This is a genomic window from Ochrobactrum teleogrylli, assembly GCF_006376685.1.
Taxonomy (GTDB): domain Bacteria; phylum Pseudomonadota; class Alphaproteobacteria; order Rhizobiales; family Rhizobiaceae; genus Brucella; species Brucella teleogrylli.
Genome location: NZ_VEWL01000001.1, coordinates 343,030 through 365,010, shown reverse-complemented (window position 1 = coordinate 365,010; position 21,981 = coordinate 343,030). Strand labels below are relative to the sequence as shown.

Genomic DNA, 21,981 nt, shown 5'->3' with positions numbered 1-21,981 from the left:
TTTCCTCCGATTAACCGAGCGCAGCTTCCACGTCACTCAATGTGCGCGATTTCTTGAGATTCTCGAGCGCGTCCTCATTTTGAATGGTCGCCATCACCTGTTGCAAGGTCTCGATCTGTTTGTCCTTGTCATTGATGGCAAGCAGGAAGACAAATCCGACGGGAACGTCCTCTTCCGGATCTTCCATATTGGCGAAGATGACGGGGGTTTTCAGCGTCGCAAAAGCGATGCCCGCTTTCAGGACATGCTCGGGGTCGGTATGCGGAACGGCAACGTTTTCTTCGCGCTCCAGCGGCAGACCGGTTGGCATGGTCTGTTCCCGCTTCACGACCGCATCCGCATAGCTGGGCTTTACATAGCCGAGCCGTTCCAGCTTCGCCGCCAGAATACGGATAATTTCCTCATTGGTTTTGGCCTCGCTCTGCAGCTCAATCGCTTCAGGGTCGAGAAAAGCCGTCAGGCCGTTCGCCATTCCATCCTCCATTGCAGATAGCCGCATACCTCTCCGGTATGCGGCCAATATTGCTTTTGCGCCTTACCAGTTGTTCTGCTCGGCTGGTTCGTCTTCCGCACCGGCAGCGCGTTCCCAACCGTCGGTGTTGCGACGATAGAGAATGAACGCTGCGGCGATGACGACTGCAAGAACTGCGATTCCAACAACGCCTAACCACTGGATTGCGGCGATGATGACATAAGGCACCCACAGGAAGCCGTCGACCACCGAAGTGATCTGCAACGCGTTTTCCGGCAACTTGAAGCCAGATGACACGGCAGCGCTCGTGAAGAGCGGAGCCAGCGCATTGGCCACATAGAAGCCGATGGCGAGCGTCACCGTGCCGACGACAACCATGCGGAACACGTTGCCCTTCAACAGCGGCGCAGTCATGGCGACGATGAACGGAATAACCGCAAGATCGGCAAACAGGATGACGCGGTTGCCCGGCAGTATCACCGACAGGATGATCGCAATCGGCACGAGGATCAGCGACGACGAGATCGCAGCCGGATGGCCGATCAGGATTGCCGAATCGAGACCGACCAGCAATTCGCGGTCGCCGGTGCGCTTGCGCACGAATTCCTGTGCGGCATCAGAAACCGGCAGCAGGCCTTCCATCAGGATTTTGACCATGCGCGGCAGAAGCAGCATCACGGCGGCAAGCGTCATGCCGGTGCCCAGCACCTTGGCCAGCACATGGCCGAAATCGCCTGAATTGTAGAAAGCGATGAGACCAAGCACGAGACCGATAATCAGGCCCAGAACCACCGGCTCGCCGAAGACGCCGAAACGGCGTTCGATGGTTTCGGTGCTGATGTGGATCTTGTTGATGCCAGGAATGCGATCCATGATCCAGTTGAGCACGATGGCAATCGGCAGAATTTGCGCCGATGCCAGATGCGGAACGGAAACGCCCGGAACGCCATAGAACTGCTGTACGGCGCGTGCCGACCAGTCAGCGAACAGCAGCGACAGAGCCGCAACAAGAGCTGCAACGATAATGCCATAGGCGAGATTGTCCGTTGCGGCGACGACAAGCGAGCCGACAAAGGCAAAGTGCCAGAAGTTCCAAACATCGACATTGAGCGTGCGGGTCCAGCGCATCAAAAGCAGCGCGATGTTGACCAGAATGCCGACCGGAATGACCCAAAGCCCCACGGACGAACCGAAAGCGATGGCCGCAGCCGAAGGCCAGCCCACATCGACGATATCGCGCTTGATGCCCGTATTGGTAACAATCGCCTGAGCCACCTCGCCAATGGAGGTGAACATCAGCCCCAATACGAGGTTGATACCGATGAAGGCGACGCCGATGGTCACGGCAGCGCGGAAGGCTTTGCCCACCTTAGCGCCAAGAACCACGGCTATAATGAAAATGACGATAGGGAGCAGGACCGTCGCTCCCAATGTATCGATGGCCGATTTCAGGCCGCTTAGAAATGCGTCCATAGTTTTCTCCTCCCCCCGGCCATCCTCCAACGAATGCCAGGCCGTTTGAACGCTTGTATCAAGTTCCGCGCCGCATGCCCCCACAAGATTTTGTTGTGTTGCATTTTGAAACACCGGGCAGAACATTTGTTTTTTATAGCAGACCAATGTTTGTTCACAAGCGATAAAGCACGGTAAGGAATAACAGGTCTGGGGCGCGTGATAAATGTACACTCGTATTGACTTGGAAACAAATGTTCATTATCGGGTAAGGGAAGAGAGGCGCGAAGGCGTCTGGAGGAACATCAGGAGGAAAAGATGGCGACGAATGTGGCGTTGACGGGCTTGGCACGTGATATGCAAGCGCGTGCTGACAGCGGACGGCCGATCCGTATCGGGCTGATCGGCTCCGGCGAAATGGGCACCGACATCGTGACCCGCGTGGCGCATATGCCCGGCATCGAAATCGGCGCCATTTCCGAACTGCGTGTTCCGAACGCTTTGAAAGCGGTTGATATCGCCTATCAGGAAGAAGGCCACGGCAGGCAAGTTTCAAACGCTTCCGACCTGACCTCCGCCATGGAAGGCGGCAAGGTCGCCGTTACGGACAATGCCAGTCTGATCCTCGAAAATGATTTGATCGATGTGGTCATCGACGCCACCGGCGTTCCGGCTGTCGGCGCGGAAATCGGCCTGCGCGCCATGGAACATGGCAAGCATCTCGTCATGATGAATGTCGAAGCCGATGTCACCATCGGTGCCTACCTCAAGGCAGAAGCCGACCGTCTGGGCGTCACCTATTCGCTGGGTGCCGGCGACGAACCATCGTCCTGCATGGAACTGATCGAGTTCGTTTCAGCCATGGGGCATCCCATCGTTGCCGCTGGCAAGGGCAAGAACAACCCGCTCAATATCGACGCCATTCCCGACGATTATCTGGAAGAAGCCAAACGCCGCAACATGAATGTGCGTATGCTGGTGGAGTTCGTCGATGGCTCCAAGACCATGGTGGAAATGGCAGCCATCGCCAATGCCACGGGTCTGGTGCCGGACAAGCCGGGCATGCACGGCCCTGCCGCAACGCTCGACCAGCTCAACAAGACGCTGATTCCTGAAAAGGACGGCGGTGTGCTTTCGAAAGTCGGCGTCGTGGATTACTCCATCGGCAAGGGTGTTGCGCCCGGCGTCTTCGTTGTGGCCGACATGTCGCATCCGCGTGTTTCGGAACGCATGGAAGATCTGAAAATGGGCAAAGGCCCTTACTTCACCTTCCACCGCCCTTATCACCTGACCTCGCTCGAAGTTCCCCTCACCTGCGCCCGTGTCGTGCTTTACGGCAAGCCGGACATGGTGCCCCTGGCAAAGCCGGTGGCCGAAGTCTGCGCTGTGGCCAAGAAGGATATGCAGCCGGGCGAAAAGCTCGATGCCATTGGCGAATATTGCTACCGCGCCTGGATCATGACGTCTGGCGAAGCGCGTACAGCGCATGCCATCCCCTGCGGTCTTCTTCAGGGCGGCAGCGTGACAAAGCCGATCAGGAAGGGCGAACTCATCACCTATGACAATGCTGCCGTCGCGCCGGGATCGAAGATCGCCGAACTGCGCGCCCGCCAGGACAAGCTCGTTTACGGAGCATAAGGAGCCGCACCATGGTTCAGGCCAGAAAGATTGACGCGCAGGCCGCAGATCGCCACAACCTGCCCTTCGCTTTCCGCACCTATTCTCCCGAACAGCTGAAGGAAGCGCTGCACAAGATGTATCTCATCCGCCGCTTCGAAGAAGGCGCGGAAGAAAGTTACACGCGGGGGTTTATTCACGGCACGATGCACCTGTCCATCGGACAGGAAGCAAGCGCCATGGGTTCCTGCCTGCCTTTGACCGAAGATGACATGATCACCTCTACCCATCGCGGCCATGGTCATTGCATCGCCAAGGGTGCCGATGTGAAGCGCATGTTTGCCGAGTTCTTCGGCAAGGAAACCGGCTATTGCAAGGGTCGCGGCGGCTCCATGCACATTGCTGATGTATCCAAAGGCAATCTCGGCGCAAATGGCATTGTCGGCGGTGGCATTCCGATTGCAGTGGGTGCTGCGCTTTCCGCCAAGAAGCAGAAGAGCAACAAGGTTGTTGTGTCCTTCTTCGGCGATGGCGCCAACAATGAAGGCGCTTTCCATGAAGCGCTCAACATGGCTTCCGTCTGGAAGTTGCCGGTCGTTTTCGTTTGCGAAAACAATGGCTACGGCATGTCTACTTCAACCAAGCGTTCAACGGCGGTGGTGAATGTCGCGGACCGCGCATCGGCCTATGCTATGCCCGGCAAGGTCGTGGACGGCAACAACCTTTCCGACGTTGCCGAAGCCATCAACGAGGCCGTGGAGCGTGCGCGGCGCGGGGAAGGCCCGTCGCTGATCGAGAACAAGACCTATCGCCTTCGCGGTCATTCCAAGAGCGACCGCAACCGTTATCGCACCAAGGAAGAGATCGAGGATTGGGCCAATAATCGCGACCCCATCGCGCATTTCGAGGCCGATCTGAAGGCTTATGGCGTGATCGACGACAACGAGATCGAAGCCATCCGGGCCAATGTCGAGAAGGAAATCGCCGACGCGATTGAGTATGCCCGCAACAGCCCTTCTCCCGACCTCACCAATCTGACCCGCGACGTATATACGGACGAAATCTGATCATGGACACCACCATCCGCGAGTTGAGCTATTCGCAAGCCATTCAGGAAGCCATGGCGATTGCCATGGAGCGCGACGACCGTGTTTTCCTGATGGGCGAGGACATCGGCGTCTATGGCGGCGCGTTTCAGGTAACCGGCGATCTCGTGCATCGCTTCGGCGAAGACCGCGTCATGGACACGCCGATTTCTGAACTGGGCGGTGCGGGCGTCGCCGTCGGTGCAGCGCTGACCGGCATGCGCCCGATTTTCGAATTCCAGTTTTCCGATTTTGCTGCGCTCGCCATGGAGCAGATCGTCAATCAGGCCGCAAAAATCCGCTATATGCTGGGTGGCGCGGTTTCGGTGCCGCTGGTCATGCGCTTTCCTGCCGGTTCCGGCACGGGCGCCGCCGCACAGCACAGCCAGAGCCTTGAAGCCTGGCTCGGCCATGTGCCCGGCCTGAAGGTCCTGCAGCCTTCCACCCCGCATGACGCCAAGGGCATGTTGCTTGCAGCCGTCGAAGACCCCGACCCGGTGATGATTTTTGAGCACAAGCTGCTCTACAAGATGAAGGGGCCAGTGCCGGAAGGCTATTATACCGTTCCCATCGGCAAGGCCGATGTGGTGCGCGAGGGCCGTGATCTCACCATCGTCGCGACCGCAATTATGGTGCACAAGGCGCTGGATGCGGCGGCAGAACTGGCCAAGGAAGGCATCGACGTCGAAGTCATCGATCTGCGCACCGTGCGCCCAATTGATCGCGACACGATCATCAGAAGCGTCAAGAAAACCTCGAAGCTGCTTTGCGTCTATGAAGCTGTGAAAACACTCGGCATCGGCGCGGAAATCTCTGCAATCGTCGCCGAAAGCGATGCTTTCGATTATCTCGACGCCCCGATTGTCCGCCTTGGCGGCGCCGAGACGCCGATCCCTTACAATCCCGATCTTGAACGCGCGACCGTGCCGCAGGTGCCGGACATTCTCAAAAGCGCCCGCGATCTTGCCAGGGGAGTGCGCTGACCATGGCAGTGGAAGTCATCCTGCCGAAAGTCGACATGGATATGGAGACCGGCCAGATTTCGCGCTGGTATGCCAAGGATGGCGATACCGTCACGAAGGGTCAGCTCCTGTTCGAAATCGAAACCGACAAGGCGGCCATGGAAGTGGACGCACCGGCCAGCGGCATTCTTGCAGATGTGAGCGCCGCCGAGGGCACTGTTGTGCCAGTCGGTCAGGCTGTCGCGTGGATTTACGAAGAAGGCGAAGAGCGCAAAGCACCACCATCCGTTGAGCGCCCCGCCGATGCGCAGCCTGCTCCCTCGCAGAGCGCGCCAGTACCGGTTCGGGAGGATGGCCCCCCACCTGTCGAACCGGTCGTTTCTACCTCCCAAGCTGCTACCGCTCAGGACACAGCCGTGCGTGCAACGCCGCTTGCACGCCGGCTGGCCCGGGAGGCTGGCATCGATCTTGAGGCGATTGCAGGTTCCGGCCCCAAGGGACGCGTCCAGAAAAAGGATGTCGAGGCGAAGATTGGCTCTGCCCAAGCTGCGGTTGCGGCTGGCGCTGTAAGCCAACCGGTTGCACCCCCCGCACGAAGACCTACCGCCGGTTCCGCTGCACCGCTCAATGCAGTCTGGCTGCGTGAGGGTGAAGCCGGAAAACTGCCTGTTGTCCTAATTCACGGTTTCGCCGCCGACCTCAATTCATGGCGCGGCCTGTTCGCAGGGGCAACACTCGGCCATCCGGTTCTGGCGCTTGACCTTCCCGGACACGGTGCTTCCACGCGCACGGTGCCGGAGAGCGTCGATGTGATCGCCGAGGCCGTTGAAGCCACACTTGCCGCCGTTGGCGTGAACGCCTGCGTGCTTGGCGGTCATTCCTTTGGTGGTGGCGTTGCGGCGACCGTTGCCGCACGCGGCATCGTGGATGTGCGCTCGCTGGTGCTGATTTCGTCCGCCGGTCTCGGCCCTGAAATCAACGGCGCCTTCACCAAGGGCCTGATCGCCGCCAAAAGCGAAGCGAGCATCATCCCTTGGCTGAAACTGCTGGTCAGCGACGAAAGCCTGCTCACGCGGCCTTTCATCAATGCCACGGTTGCCCAAGCCGCTGATACCGAATTGCGCGCCGCGCAAAGCGCGATTGCGGAACGGTTCTTCACCGATGGCACGCAGACCTTCGATCTGCGGTCAACCATAGCCGGATTGCCGATCCCTGTGCGGCTGATCTTCGGTGCGGAAGATCGGATCATTCCCGTCAGCCACGCCCATGGGCTGCCCGGAAAAGTCGGCGTGCATATCTTCCAGCGTTGCGGACATATGCCGCAAATCGAGGAACGCGCCGAAGTACTGCGTATTCTTGGCGAATGCATCCGCGCCGTTGCCTGAAACAACAAAGCCCCGGTTCAACCGGGGCTTTTCTCATATGTCAGGCAGTTAACGCCGCTAACGTCCGCTCAACCAGCCGCGTCATGGAGCGTGTCGAGCCAAAAGGCCAAATATCGCCTCCGAGATGATAAATATGACCAGCGCTGACCACAGGCAGGACCGGCCAGATTGCGCTTTCCGTCAGTTCCTTCGGCGTCGCATCATCCAACAGGCAAAGCCGTGTCTCCGGCGCTAGCGTGGCAAGCTCTTCCAACCCGAATGTCGTAAAACCAAAGGGCTGCACGCCGCGGTCGACTGCTTCCGAGAAGCCAGCTTGCACCATCGTTTTCATCACGGCAGAATTGGTCGTGAATATTCTCAATCGCGCCACACCGGGCAAAGGCTGTGCAATCACGACAGGCAATGGGCCGGATAGTTTCGCCCGCGCTGCCGACAGGCCGTATTCGAAAGATTGCCACGCGGCCCTGCCTTCCGCCTCGCATTGCAGAGCACTTGCGGCAACAGCAAGATTTGATTTCATATTCTGCAAGAGATCGGCGCTATCGGATGCGCCGTCGAGCAGCACCGTCGGTGCAATCGCCTTGAGGCGATCGGCAATCGCCTTATGGCGCAACGCCGATGTGAGGATCAGGTCTGGTTTCAGCCGTGTTAGCGCTTCAAGGCTCGGCTGCTGCCGTCCACCCACATCGGCCGCATCGGCAAGCCCGTCATTCTCGATATTGACCCACTGGCGATAGCCCGCCAGATCGGCAACGCCCAGAGGGCGAATGCCGAGCGACAAAGCAATTTCCGTTTCCGCCCATTCGAGCGTGACAACCTTACGCGGCGTCTCGGCCCGAACAGAAGACATAAGGGCGGCCAAAGCCGCCCCCACAAAAAATTCACGTCGTGAGAAACTCACTACCATTTCACACTCGTTGTCGCCACGATGGAGCGGCCCTGACCGTAATAGCACTGGCTGGTCGAATTGCAGCCCGCCACATATTTCTTGTCGCCGAGATTATAGGCATTCACCTGAAGGCGATAGTTGCCAAGATCATAGCGCAGGAAGGCATCCACCAGCGTGTAGGACGGCACGAAGAACGTGTTCAGCGTATCGCCAGCGGTCTTGCCGATGCGTCGTACACCGCCGCCAAGAACGAGATCGCCCTTGAGGTTATCCGGCAGCGGCACATTATAGCTGACGAACAACGACTGCTGATCCTTCGGCACGGTATAAGGCAGCTTGCCAATCTGGGCAGGCGTCTGGCTTTCGCTGACTTCCGGGTCCTGGAAGCTCATGGCAGCCGTCAGGTTCAGGCGATCCCACAATTGGGCCGTGCCTTCCAGCTCGACGCCACGCACGCGCACTTCGTCCGTCTGATAGTAGACGCCGGAAATACGATTGACGACATTCTGCTGTTCAGCTTCGAAGGCCGAAAGCGTAACGCTGTAATTCGCGCCTTCCGGGGCGTATTTAATGCCCACTTCCTTCAACGTGCCCGTGGTCGGCTTGAGCGGCGTATCCGCCAGCGTCAGCGTCGGCAGGAAGGACGTCGAATAGAGCGCATAAGGCACAAAGCCACTGTCAAAGACATAGGCTATGCCCGCACGGCCCGTGAACTTTTCAGGGTCCTGCTCATAGTCGACGCTACGACCTGTCGAGAGCGTCGTCTGTTCGGAATCGACCTTCACAAAGTCCTTGCGACCGCCGAGCGTCACGCGCAGATTGCCTGCTTCGATCTGATCCTGCACATAAATGCCGGTCTGATACTGGTTTTGCAGAAGACGCGTCGTCGCCTTCACCGGCGTCAGCGGCTGATTGAAGGTCGGGTTGAACAGGTCCTGCGACGGACCAGCCGCCGAGCCAGTATAATTGTCGAGGCGCTGCCATTGCTGATCAACGCCGACCAGCAAAGTGTGCTCCAGAGGGCCGGTATCGAAGCGCGATTCAAGCTGCGTGTCGAAGGCAATTGAATCGAGTTCGGGCTGTGCCAGATAATTGGTGCGCGGCAGCGTTCTGCCATTCCAGCCACTGGTCGGCAGCACGCCCGCAAACAGGTTGCGATAATCGGTCTTCAGATGCGAATAGCGGAAGTTCTGGCGCAGCGTGAACGTGTCGTTGAAGCGATGCTCGAACTGATAGCCAACGTAACCGATTTCCTTCTTATAGGTCGCGATGCGCGGATCGCCATCGGTGAAATCACGCGGAATACTCTGGCCGGTCGGGTTCGGCAGCACGCTGCCATAGGCCGGAACGATCACGCCCGCCTGTCCCAAATCATCCTTGAGATAACCGCCCGAAACAATCAGGCTGGTATCCGCATCCGGACGCCAGGCGAAGCTCGGATTGATGGCAATACGGTTGTTCTTGCCCAGATCGTAGGACGTGTCGGCATCGCGGATCATGCCGTTCAGGCGATAGGTGAAACGCGGGTCGTTGTTGATCGGCCCCGTCAGATCGAAGCCGAATTCCTTGCGCTGGAAACTGCCGCCACGCAGATAGACCTCATTGGATGCCTCGGCCTGCGGCTGCTTGCTGACCATATTGACGATACCGCCGACATTGCTCTGGCCAAACAGCGCGGAACTTGGACCGCGCAGAACTTCCACGCTTTCGAGCGAATAGGGTTCGACCACGAAGCCCGAATAACCGCCGGTCTGGTTGGCTATCTGCGGAATACGGATGCCATCAAGATAGAGATCAGCCGGGAAACCACGAATGGTATAATAATCCGAGCGCACATCCGCGCCATAACGCTGACCGTTCACATTGGCACTGTACAACAGTGCTTCACTCACCGACGAGACGGCGCGATCATTCATATTGTCGCGCGTGACAACGGAAATCGACTGCGGTGTTTCGCGGATCGGCGTGTCGCTCTTGGTGGCGGCGCGGCTATATTCAGCAATATAGCCCTCGACGGGAACGCGTGGCCCTTTGTCACCGGAGGTCTGCACCTCGATGGTGTTGAGCTGAATGACGCCCGTGTCCTGGGCCAATGCCGGAACGGCCACAGCGCCAAGCGCCACGCTAGCGAGAAGCACGGTTTTGAGCAGCGATCCGGCGCGTCTGCTGTTGTGAATGCGATCTGTATTGCGCACGGTGTCCCTGCTGGTCTTCAACTCTGTTCTCCTGCCGTTCCTGCAAAACGGCTACTGTCCGCAGCCCATCAAAGCAGCGGCTATAGCGATTATTTTTTATTGTTGCGCAAGTTCAGAATTCAGAATAATTCTAATTTACTCACACATATCAATGCGTTGCGCGAGCGAATATATTCGGGACAGTTTGGTGAGTCAGGCCAATCTTGGTTGCATTCGGGTCAAAATTTTGCAATTCCATTTAAATATGACAATTTCAGTCAAATTGGGCCAAAATGGAAATTCGCACGCGACCGAAACATGCCATCGACTATCAGGACATCGCACGCCCTCTGGCGGTGATGCGGCGCGACTATGAGAAAAGCGCCTCGTCCGGCTGGCATAGTCACCGGCGCGGCGAGCTTCTCTATAGCAATAGTGGCTATATGACGGCGCAAACCGAAGATGGCGCTTTCATGCTGCCGAGCGGTTATGCCGTGCTTCTGCCGCCCGATGTGCCGCACAGCGTCGATATTTATGGCTCGGTCGAAATGCATGCGGTCTTTATTGAAGAATCGGTCCTGCGCGATCATTGGGAGCCGACGCGCGTTTTGAAAGTTTCCCCCCTGTTGGACGCCAGCGTGCAGGCTCTGGCCGAAGAACCGGTGCTCTATGATGAGCGCGGGCGCGGCCAGCATCTGACAGCGCTTATTCTGGACGAAGTTCGCTCGGCGAAAGAACAGCCCTATGTCGTTTCGCTGCCGACCGATAAACCGTTGCGCAAGCTGTGTCGCAGCCTTCTGGATAATCCCGGTCTCGATCTCACGATTGACGACTGGGCGGATGAAGTCGGCATGAGTCGCCGCACCATGACGCGCAAGTTCCGTCTCCAGACCGGCATGAGTTTTGTCGAATGGCGGCAGCGCCTGCGGGTATCGCATGTCATGCGTAAACGTGCGGAGGGCATACCGCTTGCCATTGCCAGTGTCGAAGCGGGATATCAAAGCATTTCGACCTTGAAGAAAACGATGAAACGGTTGGGCGGGCAATAATGGCGTGCCTCACTGGTAGCGTGATTATATCCGCCGTACAGGCAAATTGATTTCAGCTGCCGCGAATAGTCCCAATTGGGAGACCAGACTGGTGCCGTTAAACGAGATGGAGAAACGACATGAGAGTGTCGGTACTTTCTTTAGCTGCGGCACTGGCGGTGTTCGCCTTTAATGCCGAAGCCAACCCGGTCGGCAATCTGCAAGCGCCCGCGCAATCGGGGCTGGTGCAGAAAGCGGATTACTGGTGCGGCCCCGGCTGGCGCATGTCACGTCGCGGCGTGTGTGTTCCCCGATATCGCCGTCCGCCACCCCCGCCGCCCGGTTGGGGATGGGGCCCGCCACCACCACGCTGGGGCTGGGGGCCGCCGCCAAGAGACTGGCGCCGCGATCACTGGCGCGACGGATATCGGGACCGGCCAAGGCATTACAGACCGCGCCCCTATTGGGATTGATTCCAAGAGACCGGATCGGGCGGCTGAAGCCGCCCTTTCCTTTGGCATCTGCGTCATCACGTTACGTCATATCTGCTTCGCCCAACGCGAAATTACCGCCCGACCCTGTTGATATCTCAACAAAAATCGAAATTAAAATTTTTTGATTTACGTACCTCATTTTTGCTCCTATGGTTTGCGCGGAGGAGCAGGAATGAAACCTACCGTTCATGATATAGCGCGCACTGCAGGCGTCAGCCTTGCCACGGTTGATCGCGTTTTGAACGACCGCCCCGGCGTCCGGTCCAAAACCCGTGAACGGGTGATGGAGGCAATGAATACGCTTGGCTATGTCCGCGATGTGGGGGCCGCCAATCTGGCCCGCAGCCGACTCTATCATTTCGATTTCATTGTGCCCGACAATGACAACACCTTCATGCTCAGCCTTCGCGAAGAGATCGCTGTTGCGAGCGAACGCGCGCTGACCGAGCGTGTCTCGATCAATCTCGTTCTGGTTCCGGCGTTTGACGAGCTTGCGCTGGTCGCAGCACTTGACGCCAGCGCCCTTGGTAAGCCGGATGGTGTGGCTTTTGTCGCGCTCGATACGGATCCGGTTCGCGCAGCCTGTGACCGGCTACGCGCAAGCGGCGTGCATGCCGTGACGCTGGTTTCTGACCTCGGCCACTCCGCCCGTGAACATTATGTCGGCGTGGACAATGTTGCAGCGGGACGTACGGCGGCCCGTCTTCTCGGCCTGTTTGCGAATGGGACAGACGGTGTCATCGCCATTCTCACCGGCTCGTTGAAAGTGCGCGATCATCGCGAACGTTTCGATGGCTTCACCTCCGCCATGCGAAGCGATTTTCAGGAACGCTCCATCCTCCCCGCCCTTGAAGGCCTCGACGAAGATGTGCGCGTGGAAAATCTGGTGCGCACCCTCCTTCGCGAGCGCAGCGATATTGCAGGCATCTACAGCCTCGGCGCTGGCAATGGCGGCCTGCTTCGCGCGCTCGCCACCCATGAGGGAAAACGCCCTTTGGTGATTGCCCATGAACGCGATGAAGCCACCTCGCAGGCGCTGGAACAGGGGCTGGTGCATGGCGTTCTGGCACAGGATGCCGGGCATGAAATCCGCAGCGCCATTCGCATCCTGAAAGCGTCCGCAGATCGTCTGCCGATCATTGCGGGACAGGAACATATCCGCATCGAAATCTTTCTCAAAGATAACCTGCCGCAGTTCTGCTGAACCATCGGCCATCGTGAAATTCCGACAGGAGCCACCATGTATCTCGGCCTCGATCTTGGAACATCCGGCGTCAAAGCACTTCTGATCGACGACAATCAGCGACTTGTCGGTTCCGCCCATGGCGAGTTGGACGTTTCGCGCCCGCATGCAGGCTGGAGCGAGCAGAACCCCGCCCAATGGATCAGCGCGACTGAAACTGCCATCGACGCCCTGCGGCAAGCTCATCCGAAAGAATTCGCAGCCATCAAGGGCATCGGCCTTTCCGGCCAGATGCATGGTGCGACATTGCTGGACGATACGGATCAGGTGTTGCGCCCCTGCATTCTCTGGAACGACACGCGGAGCTATCGCGAAGCCGCGGAGCTTGATGCCGATCCGGCCTTCCGCACTATTACCGGCAATATCGTCTTTCCGGGCTTTACGGCACCGAAGCTGGTCTGGGTCGCCCGCAATGAATCCGAAACCTTCGCCAAGACGCGTAAGATCCTGTTACCCAAGGATTATCTGCGCCTCTGGCTAACCGGCGAACACGTATCAGACATGTCGGATTCCGCCGGGACAAGCTGGCTCGACACGGGCGGGCGTCACTGGTCGTCCGAATTGCTTGCAAAGACGGGGCTGACCGAAAGCCACATGCCGCGCCTTGCAGAAGGCAGCGACGCGACGGGACAACTGCGTGCCGAACTCGCCGCGCGCTGGGGTATCGGCGGTCGCCCTGTGGTCGCTGGCGGTGCGGGTGACAACGCCGCTTCGGCCTGCGGCATGGGGACTGTAAAGCCCGGCCATGCGTTCGTGTCGCTTGGCACATCCGGCGTCCTGTTTGCCGCCAATGGCGCTTATCAGCCAAAGCCGGAAAGCGCTGTCCATGCCTTTTGCCACGCGCTGCCGGGCACATGGCACCAGATGGGTGTCATCCTTTCGGCGGCAAGCGCGCTTGACTGGTTCGCGCGTGTCGTCGGCACGACCCCGCACGCGCTTGATCAGGAACTGGGTGACACCGTCCAGACGCCCGGCAGTGTAACTTTCCTGCCTTATCTCTCCGGCGAACGCACCCCTTATAATGACGCCAAAATTCGCGGCAGCTTCAATGGTCTCGAACATGAGACCGACCGCAACGCCATGACACAGGCCGTTCTGGAAGGCGTCGCCTTCGCCATTCGCGACAGCCTCGTCGCGCTCCAATCGGCGGGCACCGAAATTCATTCGCTCATCGCAGTTGGCGGCGGTTCTCGCTCGGCCTATTGGCTAAAATCGATCGCAACGGCGCTGAACACGCCCATCTCGCTGCCGGAAGAAGGCGACTTTGGCGCGGCTTTTGGCGCAGCACGTCTGGGGTTGATTGCGGCCAGCGGCGCCGATCCGTTTTCGATCTGCACGCCCCCGCGCACCGCCCGTACTGTCGTGCCGGAACAGGCGCTGCTCTCCGCTTATGACGAAGCCTATCAGCGCTATCGCGCGCTCTACCCGGCCCTGCACTCGTTGGCTGGCTGAAGAATAAATCAAATGGGAGGATAACAATGGCAACCGGATTTTTCGGGGACATCGAGAAAGTTCGTTTTGAAGGCGCAGACAGCGATAATCCGCTGGCATTTCGACACTACAATCCTGACGAGATCGTGCTTGGCAAACGCATGGAAGATCACCTGCGTTTCGCGGTTGCCTATTGGCACACATTCGCCTGGGAAGGCGGCGACCCGTTTGGCGGGCGTACATTTGAGCGGCCTTGGTATTCCAACGATATGGAAGCGGCAAAGCTGAAGGCCGATGTCGCCTTCGAGTTCTTTTCGCTGCTCGGCGCACCGTACTACTGCTTTCACGATGCCGATGTGCGTCCGGAAGGCGCGAACTTCGCGGAAAACACCAAAAACCTTAACGAAATTGTTGATATTTTTGAGAAAAAGCAGGCTGAAACCGGCATAAACCTGCTCTGGGGGACCGCCAATCTCTTCTCTCATCGCCGCTATATGGCGGGCGCGGCAACCAATCCCGACCCGGAAGCTTTTGCCTTCGCGGCGGCCACGGTCAAAACCTGTCTTGACGCCACGATGCGGCTTGGCGGCCAGAATTACGTGCTTTGGGGTGGTCGTGAGGGCTATGAAACGCTGCTCAACACCGATCTATCGCGCGAACTCGACCATATGGGACGTTTCCTCAGTCTGGTTGTCGAGTACAAACACAAGATCGGCTTCAAAGGCACGATCCTGATCGAACCGAAGCCCCAGGAACCGACAAAACACCAATATGATTACGATGTGGCCACCGTTTATGGCTTCCTGAAACGCTATGGCCTCGAAAACGAAGTGAAGCTGAACATCGAACAGGGCCACGCCATTCTTGCCGGGCACTCGTTCGAGCATGAACTGGCGCTGGCGCGCACGCTCGGCATCCTCGGTTCCATCGATATGAACCGCAATGATTACCAGTCCGGCTGGGACACGGACCAGTTTCCCAACAATGTACCGGAGATGGCGCTGGCCTATTATCAGGTGCTTCTTGGTGGCGGTTTCAAAACGGGCGGCACGAATTTCGACGCCAAGCTACGCCGCCAGTCGCTCGACCCGCAGGATCTGCTGATCGGACATATCGGCGGCATGGACTGCTGTGCGCGCGGCCTCAAGGCTGCGGCGCGCATGCTAGAAGATGGCGCGCTTTCAAAGCCGCTGGAGGAACGCTATGCGGGCTGGGGCGGCGAATTCGGCAAGAAGCTTCTGGGGGACTTGTCGCTTGAACAGATCGCCACTGCCGTTGAAACGCAGAACATCAATCCGCGTCCGAAATCAGGCCGTCAGGAATATCTGGAGAACGTGGTCAATCGCTACGTCTGACCTAGCGCATTTCCAGCAAAAGTGCGAAGCGCCTACGCAGGGAAATCAGTCCACTGGACTGATTTCTGTTCCCGCTTCGATACGTAGGATAATGCGTAAGAACAAGTAGATAGAGCGGTTTCCCGATTCCGTTTTAACCGGAACCGCTCTAGATGCTATCAAACCCCGCCATTCGGTGGGGTTTCAACTTAGTTCAACGCCACCGTGTGCGGCTTGCGGCACACGGCAAAACGGTCGAGCTTTTGATCGTAAACCGTTGTTTTGATTTGCATCATGCCAAGCACCGTATGAAAAAGATTGTCATGCGAGGACGGTTCGGCAACTGTCTTCTTCAGGCAATCGACGTCAAGTCCCGTATCAGCCGCATAGTCCGGCGCAAACCATGTGATGAACGGCACATGGGTCTGCTGCGATGGCGCAATGAAATACGGCGCGGCATGAAGATAGAGACCATCTTCGCCGAGAGACTCGCCGTGGTCGGACATGTAGATCATCGACGAAGCGAATTTATCTTCATGCGCTTTCAGCATATCAATGACTTCAGACAGGATGTGATCCGTATAAAGGATTGAATTGTCGTAGGCATTGACGATCTCGTCATGCGAGCATTTGGCGAAATCGTTGGAGCGGCAATCAGGCTTGAACTTCGCGAATTCCTCCGGGTAACGGCGAAAATAAGCCGGGCCATGGCTGCCCGTCATATGCAGCACGATGGTGGCATTGCCCGAAAGCGCGTTCAGTTCCTTGCCCAGACTATCGACCAGAATCTGGTCGATACATTCGCCGCCCTCGCAGTAACGCGCGTCCTTGACGGCTTGCAGCTCGATCGTCTTGATGCGGTCGGCAACACCTTTGCTGCCGGTATTGTTTTCATACCAGGCCACTTGGACACCTGCATGTTGCAGCACGTCCATCAGATTTTCCGATCCACGAAACTTGGTATTGGAAAACTCCTCGCGTGTAAAAGGCGAGAACATGCAGGGCACCGAAACCGAGGTTTCCGTCCCGCAACTCGTCGTGTCGGTGAAGGCGACAATATTGCGCTGCTTCAATTCCGGGTTGGTTTCCCGCGAATAGCCGTTGAGGCTAAAATTCTGTGCGCGTGCAGTCTCACCCACGACAACAACCGTCAGCAGCTTCTTATCTGCAGGCAGCTTCGTCATCGCCTGTTTGGCATCAAGCCCCAGAGGCTCCATCGGTATGTCGCGATTCTTGATCGTATGCGCTACATATTGCACCGTGCTGGTGATCGGCGTTCCTGGCATCAGCTTTTGCATAATGTCAGCATTGTGCTCGCGGAACATTGAAGAATAGGCCGCGTAATTCACACCCAATATGGCAATCGACGCCGCGAGGCAGGCGAAGATTATCCCCGTATTGACGGCCACCTTGCCGAGCAAGGGCCGATGCTTGACCCGCACCCAGACAATCAACAAGGACGGCACAACACCGAACAACACCATGTGCCAAACGAAGCTTGGCGTCAGCAACGCGCCGGATTCAGCCTGCGTGGTCGTCAGCGCGGCCTCAACCACGAATTTGTCGATGATCGTCCCGAATGTATCGGTAAAATAGGAGCCGCCAGCCGCAATCAGGACAAACAGGATCAGGATCGGCTTGATGACGTATTTCGCCGAAAACACCAGAAGCAGCGCGGTATGGAGTAGCACGAGTGCCGCCGCAATGCCCGCCAGTTTCCACGGCGCATCAGCGTAATAAGCGCCGAGTGCATGCCAGAAAGAAGCGTTGGTGAAGATGAAAACGTAGAGCACCGTCAGAAGGCACAATGGGCCGCTGGCGATTGTGGGACGGAATTTCTGCATCGCGTATGTCTCAAGCGGCTCTGTGCGAGACCTGCCCTAAAAGCGGGCAGATCAGAATGACCAACACGCCTTCGCAAGCGTTTGCTTAGAAACATGCAATTAAAATGGTTTTTTAACGGCAGAGCGGCCACAAGGTGGCCGCTCAACTTAATTATTCGCTTCCGATCAGAGATTGACCCAGGCGCCGTTTCTCTTCGACGAGCGGACGCAAGCGTCGATAAAGCTCACACCTAGCAACCCATCGTCAACGGTTGGATAAATCACCGCACCGTCCGGCTTTTTGCCTTCACGATGCGCCTCGATAGCATTGGCTGCTTCGGTATAGATCGTCGCAAAAGCTTCGAGATAGCCTTCTGGATGACCAGCAGGCACACGCGTTACCCGTGCAGCTTCAGGTCCGGCACCCGCACCGCCGCGCGTGATAAGCCGTTTTTCGCCCCCGAACGGGGTAAACCACAGCCGGTTCGGGTCTTCCTGCGCCCATTCAATGCCGCCTTTGGTGCCGTAGACACGCAGGCGAAGCGCATTTTCGTTGCCGGGCGCAACCTGGCTGCACCAGAGCATGCCCTTGGCGCCGCCCGCAAAGCGCAGCATCACATGCGCATTGTCATCAAGCCGACGCCCCTCGACAAAACTGTCGAGATCGGCAGCCAGACTGTCCAATGTCAGCCCGGTGACGAAGGATGCAAGATTGAAGGCATGGGTGCCGATATCACCCGTGGCACCACCAAGGCCGGACTGCGCCGGATCGGTGCGCCAGACAGCGCCCTTCGCGCCCGTGGCTTCGACGGCTTCGGTCAGCCAGTCCTGCGCATATTCCACCTGCACAACACGCAGATCGCCCAACTCACCGCTCGTCACCATGGCGCGGGCCTGCCGCACCATCGGGTAACCGGTATAGTTGTGGGTCAGCACGAACAGCGCGCCGCTCTCATCAGCCGCTTTCTTCAGCTTTTTGGCATCGGCCAGCGTGGAGGTCAGCGGCTTGTCGCAAATGACATGGATGCCGCGCTTCAGGAATTCTTTCGCGGCTTCATAGTGAACGTGGTTCGGCGTCACAATGGAAACGGCTTCAATGCCGTTTTTCAACCGCGCTTCGCGGATCGCCATTTCGCGGAAATCCGAATAGATGCGGTCCGACGCCAGTCCCAGTTCACGTCCTGACGCTTGCGCCTTTTCCGGCGAGGACGACAGTGCGCCCGCAACCAGTTCGAAGCGGTTGTCGAGCCGTGACGCCATGCGGTGCACGCCGCCAATGAAGGCCCCTGCGCCGCCGCCAACCATGCCGAGACGGATGCGCGGCGTTGCTGTTTCCTTGGTTTTGGCTTCAATCGTCATGAGTTCCTCATTTCGTCTCAAAGACCCAGCATACGGCGGTTGGCAGCGTCATCGGTGCCGCCGGATGCAAAATCGTCGAACGCCTTGTCGGTGACGCGAATGATATGCGCCTTTACGAATTCCGCGCCCTCGCGCGCGCCGTCTTCCGGGTGCTTCAAGGCGCATTCCCATTCGACCACGGCCCAGCCGTCAAAATTATTCGCGGCCATTTTGGAGAAGACCGCACCGAAATCAACCTGCCCGTCGCCGAGCGACCGGAAACGACCGGCGCGATTGACCCAGCCCTGATAGCCGCCATAGACGCCCTGACGTCCGGTCGGGTTGAACTCCGCATCCTTGACGTGGAACATCCTGATCCGGTCTTTGTAGATGTCGATATTGTCGAGATAATCGAGACATTGCAGCACATAATGCGACGGGTCGTAGAGCATGTTGGCGCGCGGGTGGTTCTTCACACGCTCCAGAAACATCTCAAAGGTCACACCGTCATGCAGGTCTTCGCCGGGGTGAATTTCGTAGCAGATATCGACGCCATGCTCCTCGGCATGGTCGAGGATCGGCGTCCAGCGCCGTGCAAGTTCATCGAACGCCGTTTCTACCAGACCGGCTGGCCGCTGCGGCCATGGATAGATAAACGGCCAGGCGAGCGCGCCGGAAAAGGTCGCATGCGCGCCAATACCGAGATTGCGCGACGCCTTGATCGCCATCTTCACCTGTTCGACGGCCCAGGCCTGTCGGGCTTTGGGATTGCCACGCACTTCCGGCACGGCAAAGCCGTCAAAGGCTTCATCATAGGCCGGATGAACAGCGACAAGCTGGCCTTGCAGATGGGTGGAAAGCTCGGTGACAACCACCCCGTTTTCCTTCGCCACCCCGGCGAACTCGTCGCAATAATCCTTGGATTCGGAGGCTTTTTTAAGATCGATCAGCTGGCTTGCCCAGGTGGGCACCTGAACGCCGAGATAGCCTTTTTCGGCGGCCCATTTGGTGATGCCGTCCCATGTGTTGAACGGCGCTGCATCGCCCGCAAACTGCCCGAGAAAAATCCCCGGCCCCTTGATCGTCTTCATCGAAACTCCTCCAGAATAAAATGAAAATGCGCCCGCCAAACCGGCGGGCGCACACAAACGGATCAGAATGGCGAATCCGGGAAGTAGAACTGCTCGGCATTGTCTTTCGTGACGAGCGTTGCATCGAGGATGTAGTTGCCGCTGACCGGGGTCTGGTCATAGAAATGACCAGCCGTGAGCTGCATGGCCGTGCCCACCATCGCTGGCGGATAGAGCACATCGACCGGCACAAGCTTGTCGCCGTCCATGACCTTCTTGATCATGTCCTTGGAACCGGCACCGGCAACGATATACTGGATATCACTGCGGTTGGCCTGCTTGATGGCTTCGAGAACGCCAACGGCCATGTCGTCATCCTGACACCAGACCACGTCGATCTTCGGATATTTGGTCAGGAAGTCCTGCATCACGCGGAAAGCATCGTCGCGGTTCCAGTTGCCGTACTGGCGGTCGAGAACCTTGACGTTGGAGCCTTCAATGCCCTTGTCGAAGCCGTCCTGACGCTGCTGGTCGATCGGGATCGGCATGCCGCGAATAACCACGACCTGCGCATCCGGCGTGGTCTTTTTGATATATTCTCCTGCAACCTGACCGAGCGCCGGATTGTTACCGGCGACATAGAGATCGCGGATCGAATTGTCATTGTTGCTCGGCGCACGGTCGACCAGCGCGACGAATGTGCCCTTGTCCTTGATTTCCTTGATTGCGTTGACCAGCGGATCAGGATCGGATGGCAGCACGACCAGCGCGTCAAGCCCCTGCACCGCCAGATCCTGCAATGCATTGGCCTGATTGGCCGCATCCGGCGAGGTCTTGACGATGACGTTCAGGCCCGGATGCTCCTGCATCAGAAGCTTGGCCACGCGCTCGGCGTGATAGACGACACCTGCCGTCCAGCCATGGTCGGCAGCCGGAATTGAAACGCCTATGGTGACTTTCTTGTCCTGTGCACTGGCGACACTGGTAAATGCCATGGCACTTGCAGCCAAAGCGGCGAAAGCAACGCCCAAAAATTTCCTTCGCATGTTTTCCTCCCAAAAAACGGGGCTTGTCTCTTTCAGTGGACGCATGCCTATTCCCAGCACCGTTCCCGGTTTCGGGAGACATACCCCTTTTTGCCGGGATCGCCCCTGCAATCCCGCCAATTCCTGCATGTCATCGTCGCGACAGTGACCGTTGCACCAGCATGGCGATGATGATGATCGCGCCTTGAATGGCCCCGATCAGATATTCGCTGATGAAGTTCGACAGCAGCATGATGTTGCCGACGATCTCCAGAATGAATGCGCCGCAGATGGTGCCCCAGACGCGGGCGACACCGCCGCGCAACGCAGTTCCGCCAACCACAACCGCCGTGATGGCCTGCAATTCCCAAAGAATACCGGTCGTGGCCGAGGTTGAGCCAAGGCGCGGCACGTAAAGCAGCACCGCAACAGCCACACAAAGCCCCTGCACCACATAGGCAATGGTCCGCACGCGCTTGACTGAAATGCCGGAATAGCGCGCCACATCCTCGCTGGAGCCAACCGCAATCACATGCCGCCCATAGCGCGTTCGATAGAGGACGAAGGCAGCAATTGCCGCCGTGACGAAGATGGCGATCACCGGCACAGGCACGCCGAAAACCGTGCCAAAATAGGCCGGGCGATAAAGCGACTGTATGTCTGGATTGCGGAGCGTAATCGCGCCGCCCTGCGACAGCCATGTCGTAAGACCGCGATAGATGCCCATCGTGCCGAGCGTCGCGATGAAAGGCTCGATCCCTCCAACCGTCGTGATCAGTCCGTTCAGGAGGCCGCAGGCCGCACCCACCACGACCGCCAGCATGACGGCGGCAATCAGCATCATCACCGGATCGGCGATGATGCCGCTGTTCATGAACAGGATCATGATACTGGCGACAAAGGCCACCATTGCCCCGACGGAAAGATCGAGACCGCCCGACGAGATCACATAGGTCGCGCCGAGCGCGATGATGGCAATGAAGGCGCTGCGCGTTGCGACATTCAGCAGATTGTCAATGCTGATGAAGTTGGGATTGGCGATTGCCCCAAGAACCAGCAGAAGAGCAAGCGCGATGAATGGCGCGATGGCTCTCAGGTCCCAGTCGTTGGACGTCTTCGGTACCCGGCTTTTATCAGTCGCAACCTGTGTCATTGAATT

General features: G+C 58.1%; 18 protein-coding genes. 9 read left to right on the top strand and 9 right to left on the bottom strand.

All coding sequences use genetic code 11. The features are described from left to right. Window positions 1-10: 10 nt before the first annotated feature. Window positions 11-472, bottom strand: a complete 462-nt coding sequence (locus tag FIC94_RS01595) for a PTS sugar transporter subunit IIA (protein ID WP_121538791.1) — start codon at window positions 470-472, stop codon at window positions 11-13. Between the two features lie 63 nt (window positions 473-535). Further along, the gene (locus tag FIC94_RS01590) at window positions 536-1,945 is read right to left on the bottom strand and encodes a PTS galactitol transporter subunit IIC (protein WP_109367547.1); all 1,410 of its coding nucleotides are present in this window, start codon (window positions 1,943-1,945) and stop codon (window positions 536-538) included. A gap of 297 nt (window positions 1,946-2,242) precedes the next feature. Here FIC94_RS01590 and FIC94_RS01585 point away from each other — a divergent pair, with 297 nt between their 5' ends. Genes FIC94_RS01585 through FIC94_RS01570 form a run of 4 tightly spaced genes read left to right on the top strand, consistent with a single transcriptional unit; the run spans window position 2,243 to window position 6,973 of the window. After that, window positions 2,243-3,562, top strand: coding sequence for an NAD(P)H-dependent oxidoreductase (locus tag FIC94_RS01585; protein ID WP_140023694.1), 1,320 nt, complete (start codon window positions 2,243-2,245; stop codon window positions 3,560-3,562). 11 nt (window positions 3,563-3,573) lie between these two features. Further along, window positions 3,574-4,608 (top strand): thiamine pyrophosphate-dependent dehydrogenase E1 component subunit alpha, encoded by a 1,035-nt coding sequence (locus tag FIC94_RS01580; RefSeq protein ID WP_140023693.1) that lies wholly within the window; start codon window positions 3,574-3,576, stop codon window positions 4,606-4,608. Window positions 4,609-4,610: 2 nt separating this feature from the next. After that, a complete protein-coding gene (locus tag FIC94_RS01575; protein ID WP_140023692.1) occupies window positions 4,611-5,609 on the top strand; it encodes an alpha-ketoacid dehydrogenase subunit beta in 999 nt (332 codons plus the stop codon). A 2-nt stretch (window positions 5,610-5,611) separates the two neighbouring features. Beyond that, window positions 5,612-6,973, top strand: coding sequence for an acetoin dehydrogenase dihydrolipoyllysine-residue acetyltransferase subunit (locus FIC94_RS01570; RefSeq protein ID WP_140023691.1), 1,362 nt, complete (start codon window positions 5,612-5,614; stop codon window positions 6,971-6,973). A gap of 40 nt (window positions 6,974-7,013) precedes the next feature. Here the strand turns inward: FIC94_RS01570 and FIC94_RS01565 are convergent, their stop codons facing one another. Then, complete coding sequence (locus tag FIC94_RS01565) at window positions 7,014-7,823, bottom strand: iron-siderophore ABC transporter substrate-binding protein (protein ID WP_235891932.1); 810 nt, start codon at window positions 7,821-7,823, stop codon at window positions 7,014-7,016. A gap of 50 nt (window positions 7,824-7,873) precedes the next feature. Then, window positions 7,874-10,078, bottom strand: coding sequence for a TonB-dependent siderophore receptor (locus FIC94_RS01560; RefSeq protein ID WP_140023689.1), 2,205 nt, complete (start codon window positions 10,076-10,078; stop codon window positions 7,874-7,876). 251 nt (window positions 10,079-10,329) lie between these two features. On the opposite strand from FIC94_RS01560, the gene FIC94_RS01555 reads away from it, so the two are divergent. The 5 genes from FIC94_RS01555 to xylA all read left to right on the top strand — a co-directional run bounded on the left by FIC94_RS01555 (window position 10,330) and on the right by xylA (window position 15,587). Next, a complete protein-coding gene (locus FIC94_RS01555; RefSeq protein WP_109367554.1) occupies window positions 10,330-11,085 on the top strand; it encodes an AraC family transcriptional regulator in 756 nt (251 codons plus the stop codon). A gap of 119 nt (window positions 11,086-11,204) precedes the next feature. Further along, a complete protein-coding gene (locus tag FIC94_RS01550; protein ID WP_140023688.1) occupies window positions 11,205-11,537 on the top strand; it encodes a hypothetical protein in 333 nt (110 codons plus the stop codon). A 193-nt stretch (window positions 11,538-11,730) separates the two neighbouring features. After that, window positions 11,731-12,762: a LacI family DNA-binding transcriptional regulator gene (locus tag FIC94_RS01545; RefSeq protein WP_140023687.1), complete on the top strand. Its 1,032-nt coding sequence runs from the start codon at window positions 11,731-11,733 to the stop codon at window positions 12,760-12,762. Window positions 12,763-12,798: 36 nt separating this feature from the next. Further along, the gene (gene xylB / locus FIC94_RS01540) at window positions 12,799-14,253 is read left to right on the top strand and encodes a xylulokinase (RefSeq protein ID WP_140023686.1); all 1,455 of its coding nucleotides are present in this window, start codon (window positions 12,799-12,801) and stop codon (window positions 14,251-14,253) included. A gap of 26 nt (window positions 14,254-14,279) precedes the next feature. After that, window positions 14,280-15,587, top strand: coding sequence for a xylose isomerase (gene xylA, locus FIC94_RS01535; protein ID WP_140023685.1), 1,308 nt, complete (start codon window positions 14,280-14,282; stop codon window positions 15,585-15,587). A gap of 188 nt (window positions 15,588-15,775) precedes the next feature. Here xylA and FIC94_RS01530 read toward each other — a convergent pair whose 3' ends face one another. The 5 genes from FIC94_RS01530 to FIC94_RS01510 all read right to left on the bottom strand — a co-directional run bounded on the left by FIC94_RS01530 (window position 15,776) and on the right by FIC94_RS01510 (window position 21,975). Then, a complete protein-coding gene (locus FIC94_RS01530; protein WP_140023684.1) occupies window positions 15,776-17,410 on the bottom strand; it encodes a phosphoethanolamine transferase in 1,635 nt (544 codons plus the stop codon). A 165-nt stretch (window positions 17,411-17,575) separates the two neighbouring features. Next, window positions 17,576-18,748, bottom strand: a complete 1,173-nt coding sequence (locus FIC94_RS01525; protein WP_109367560.1) for a Gfo/Idh/MocA family protein — start codon at window positions 18,746-18,748, stop codon at window positions 17,576-17,578. Between the two features lie 17 nt (window positions 18,749-18,765). Then, window positions 18,766-19,818: a sugar phosphate isomerase/epimerase family protein gene (locus FIC94_RS01520; RefSeq protein ID WP_140023683.1), complete on the bottom strand. Its 1,053-nt coding sequence runs from the start codon at window positions 19,816-19,818 to the stop codon at window positions 18,766-18,768. Window positions 19,819-19,880: 62 nt separating this feature from the next. Continuing rightward, window positions 19,881-20,843 carry a substrate-binding domain-containing protein gene (locus tag FIC94_RS01515; protein WP_140023682.1) on the bottom strand — a complete coding sequence of 321 codons (963 nt, stop codon included), beginning with the start codon at window positions 20,841-20,843 and terminating at the stop codon, window positions 19,881-19,883. A 130-nt stretch (window positions 20,844-20,973) separates the two neighbouring features. Next, on the bottom strand, window positions 20,974-21,975 hold the full coding sequence (locus tag FIC94_RS01510; RefSeq protein WP_109367563.1) for an ABC transporter permease: 1,002 nt from the start codon (window positions 21,973-21,975) through the stop codon (window positions 20,974-20,976). Window positions 21,976-21,981 lie beyond the last annotated feature (6 nt).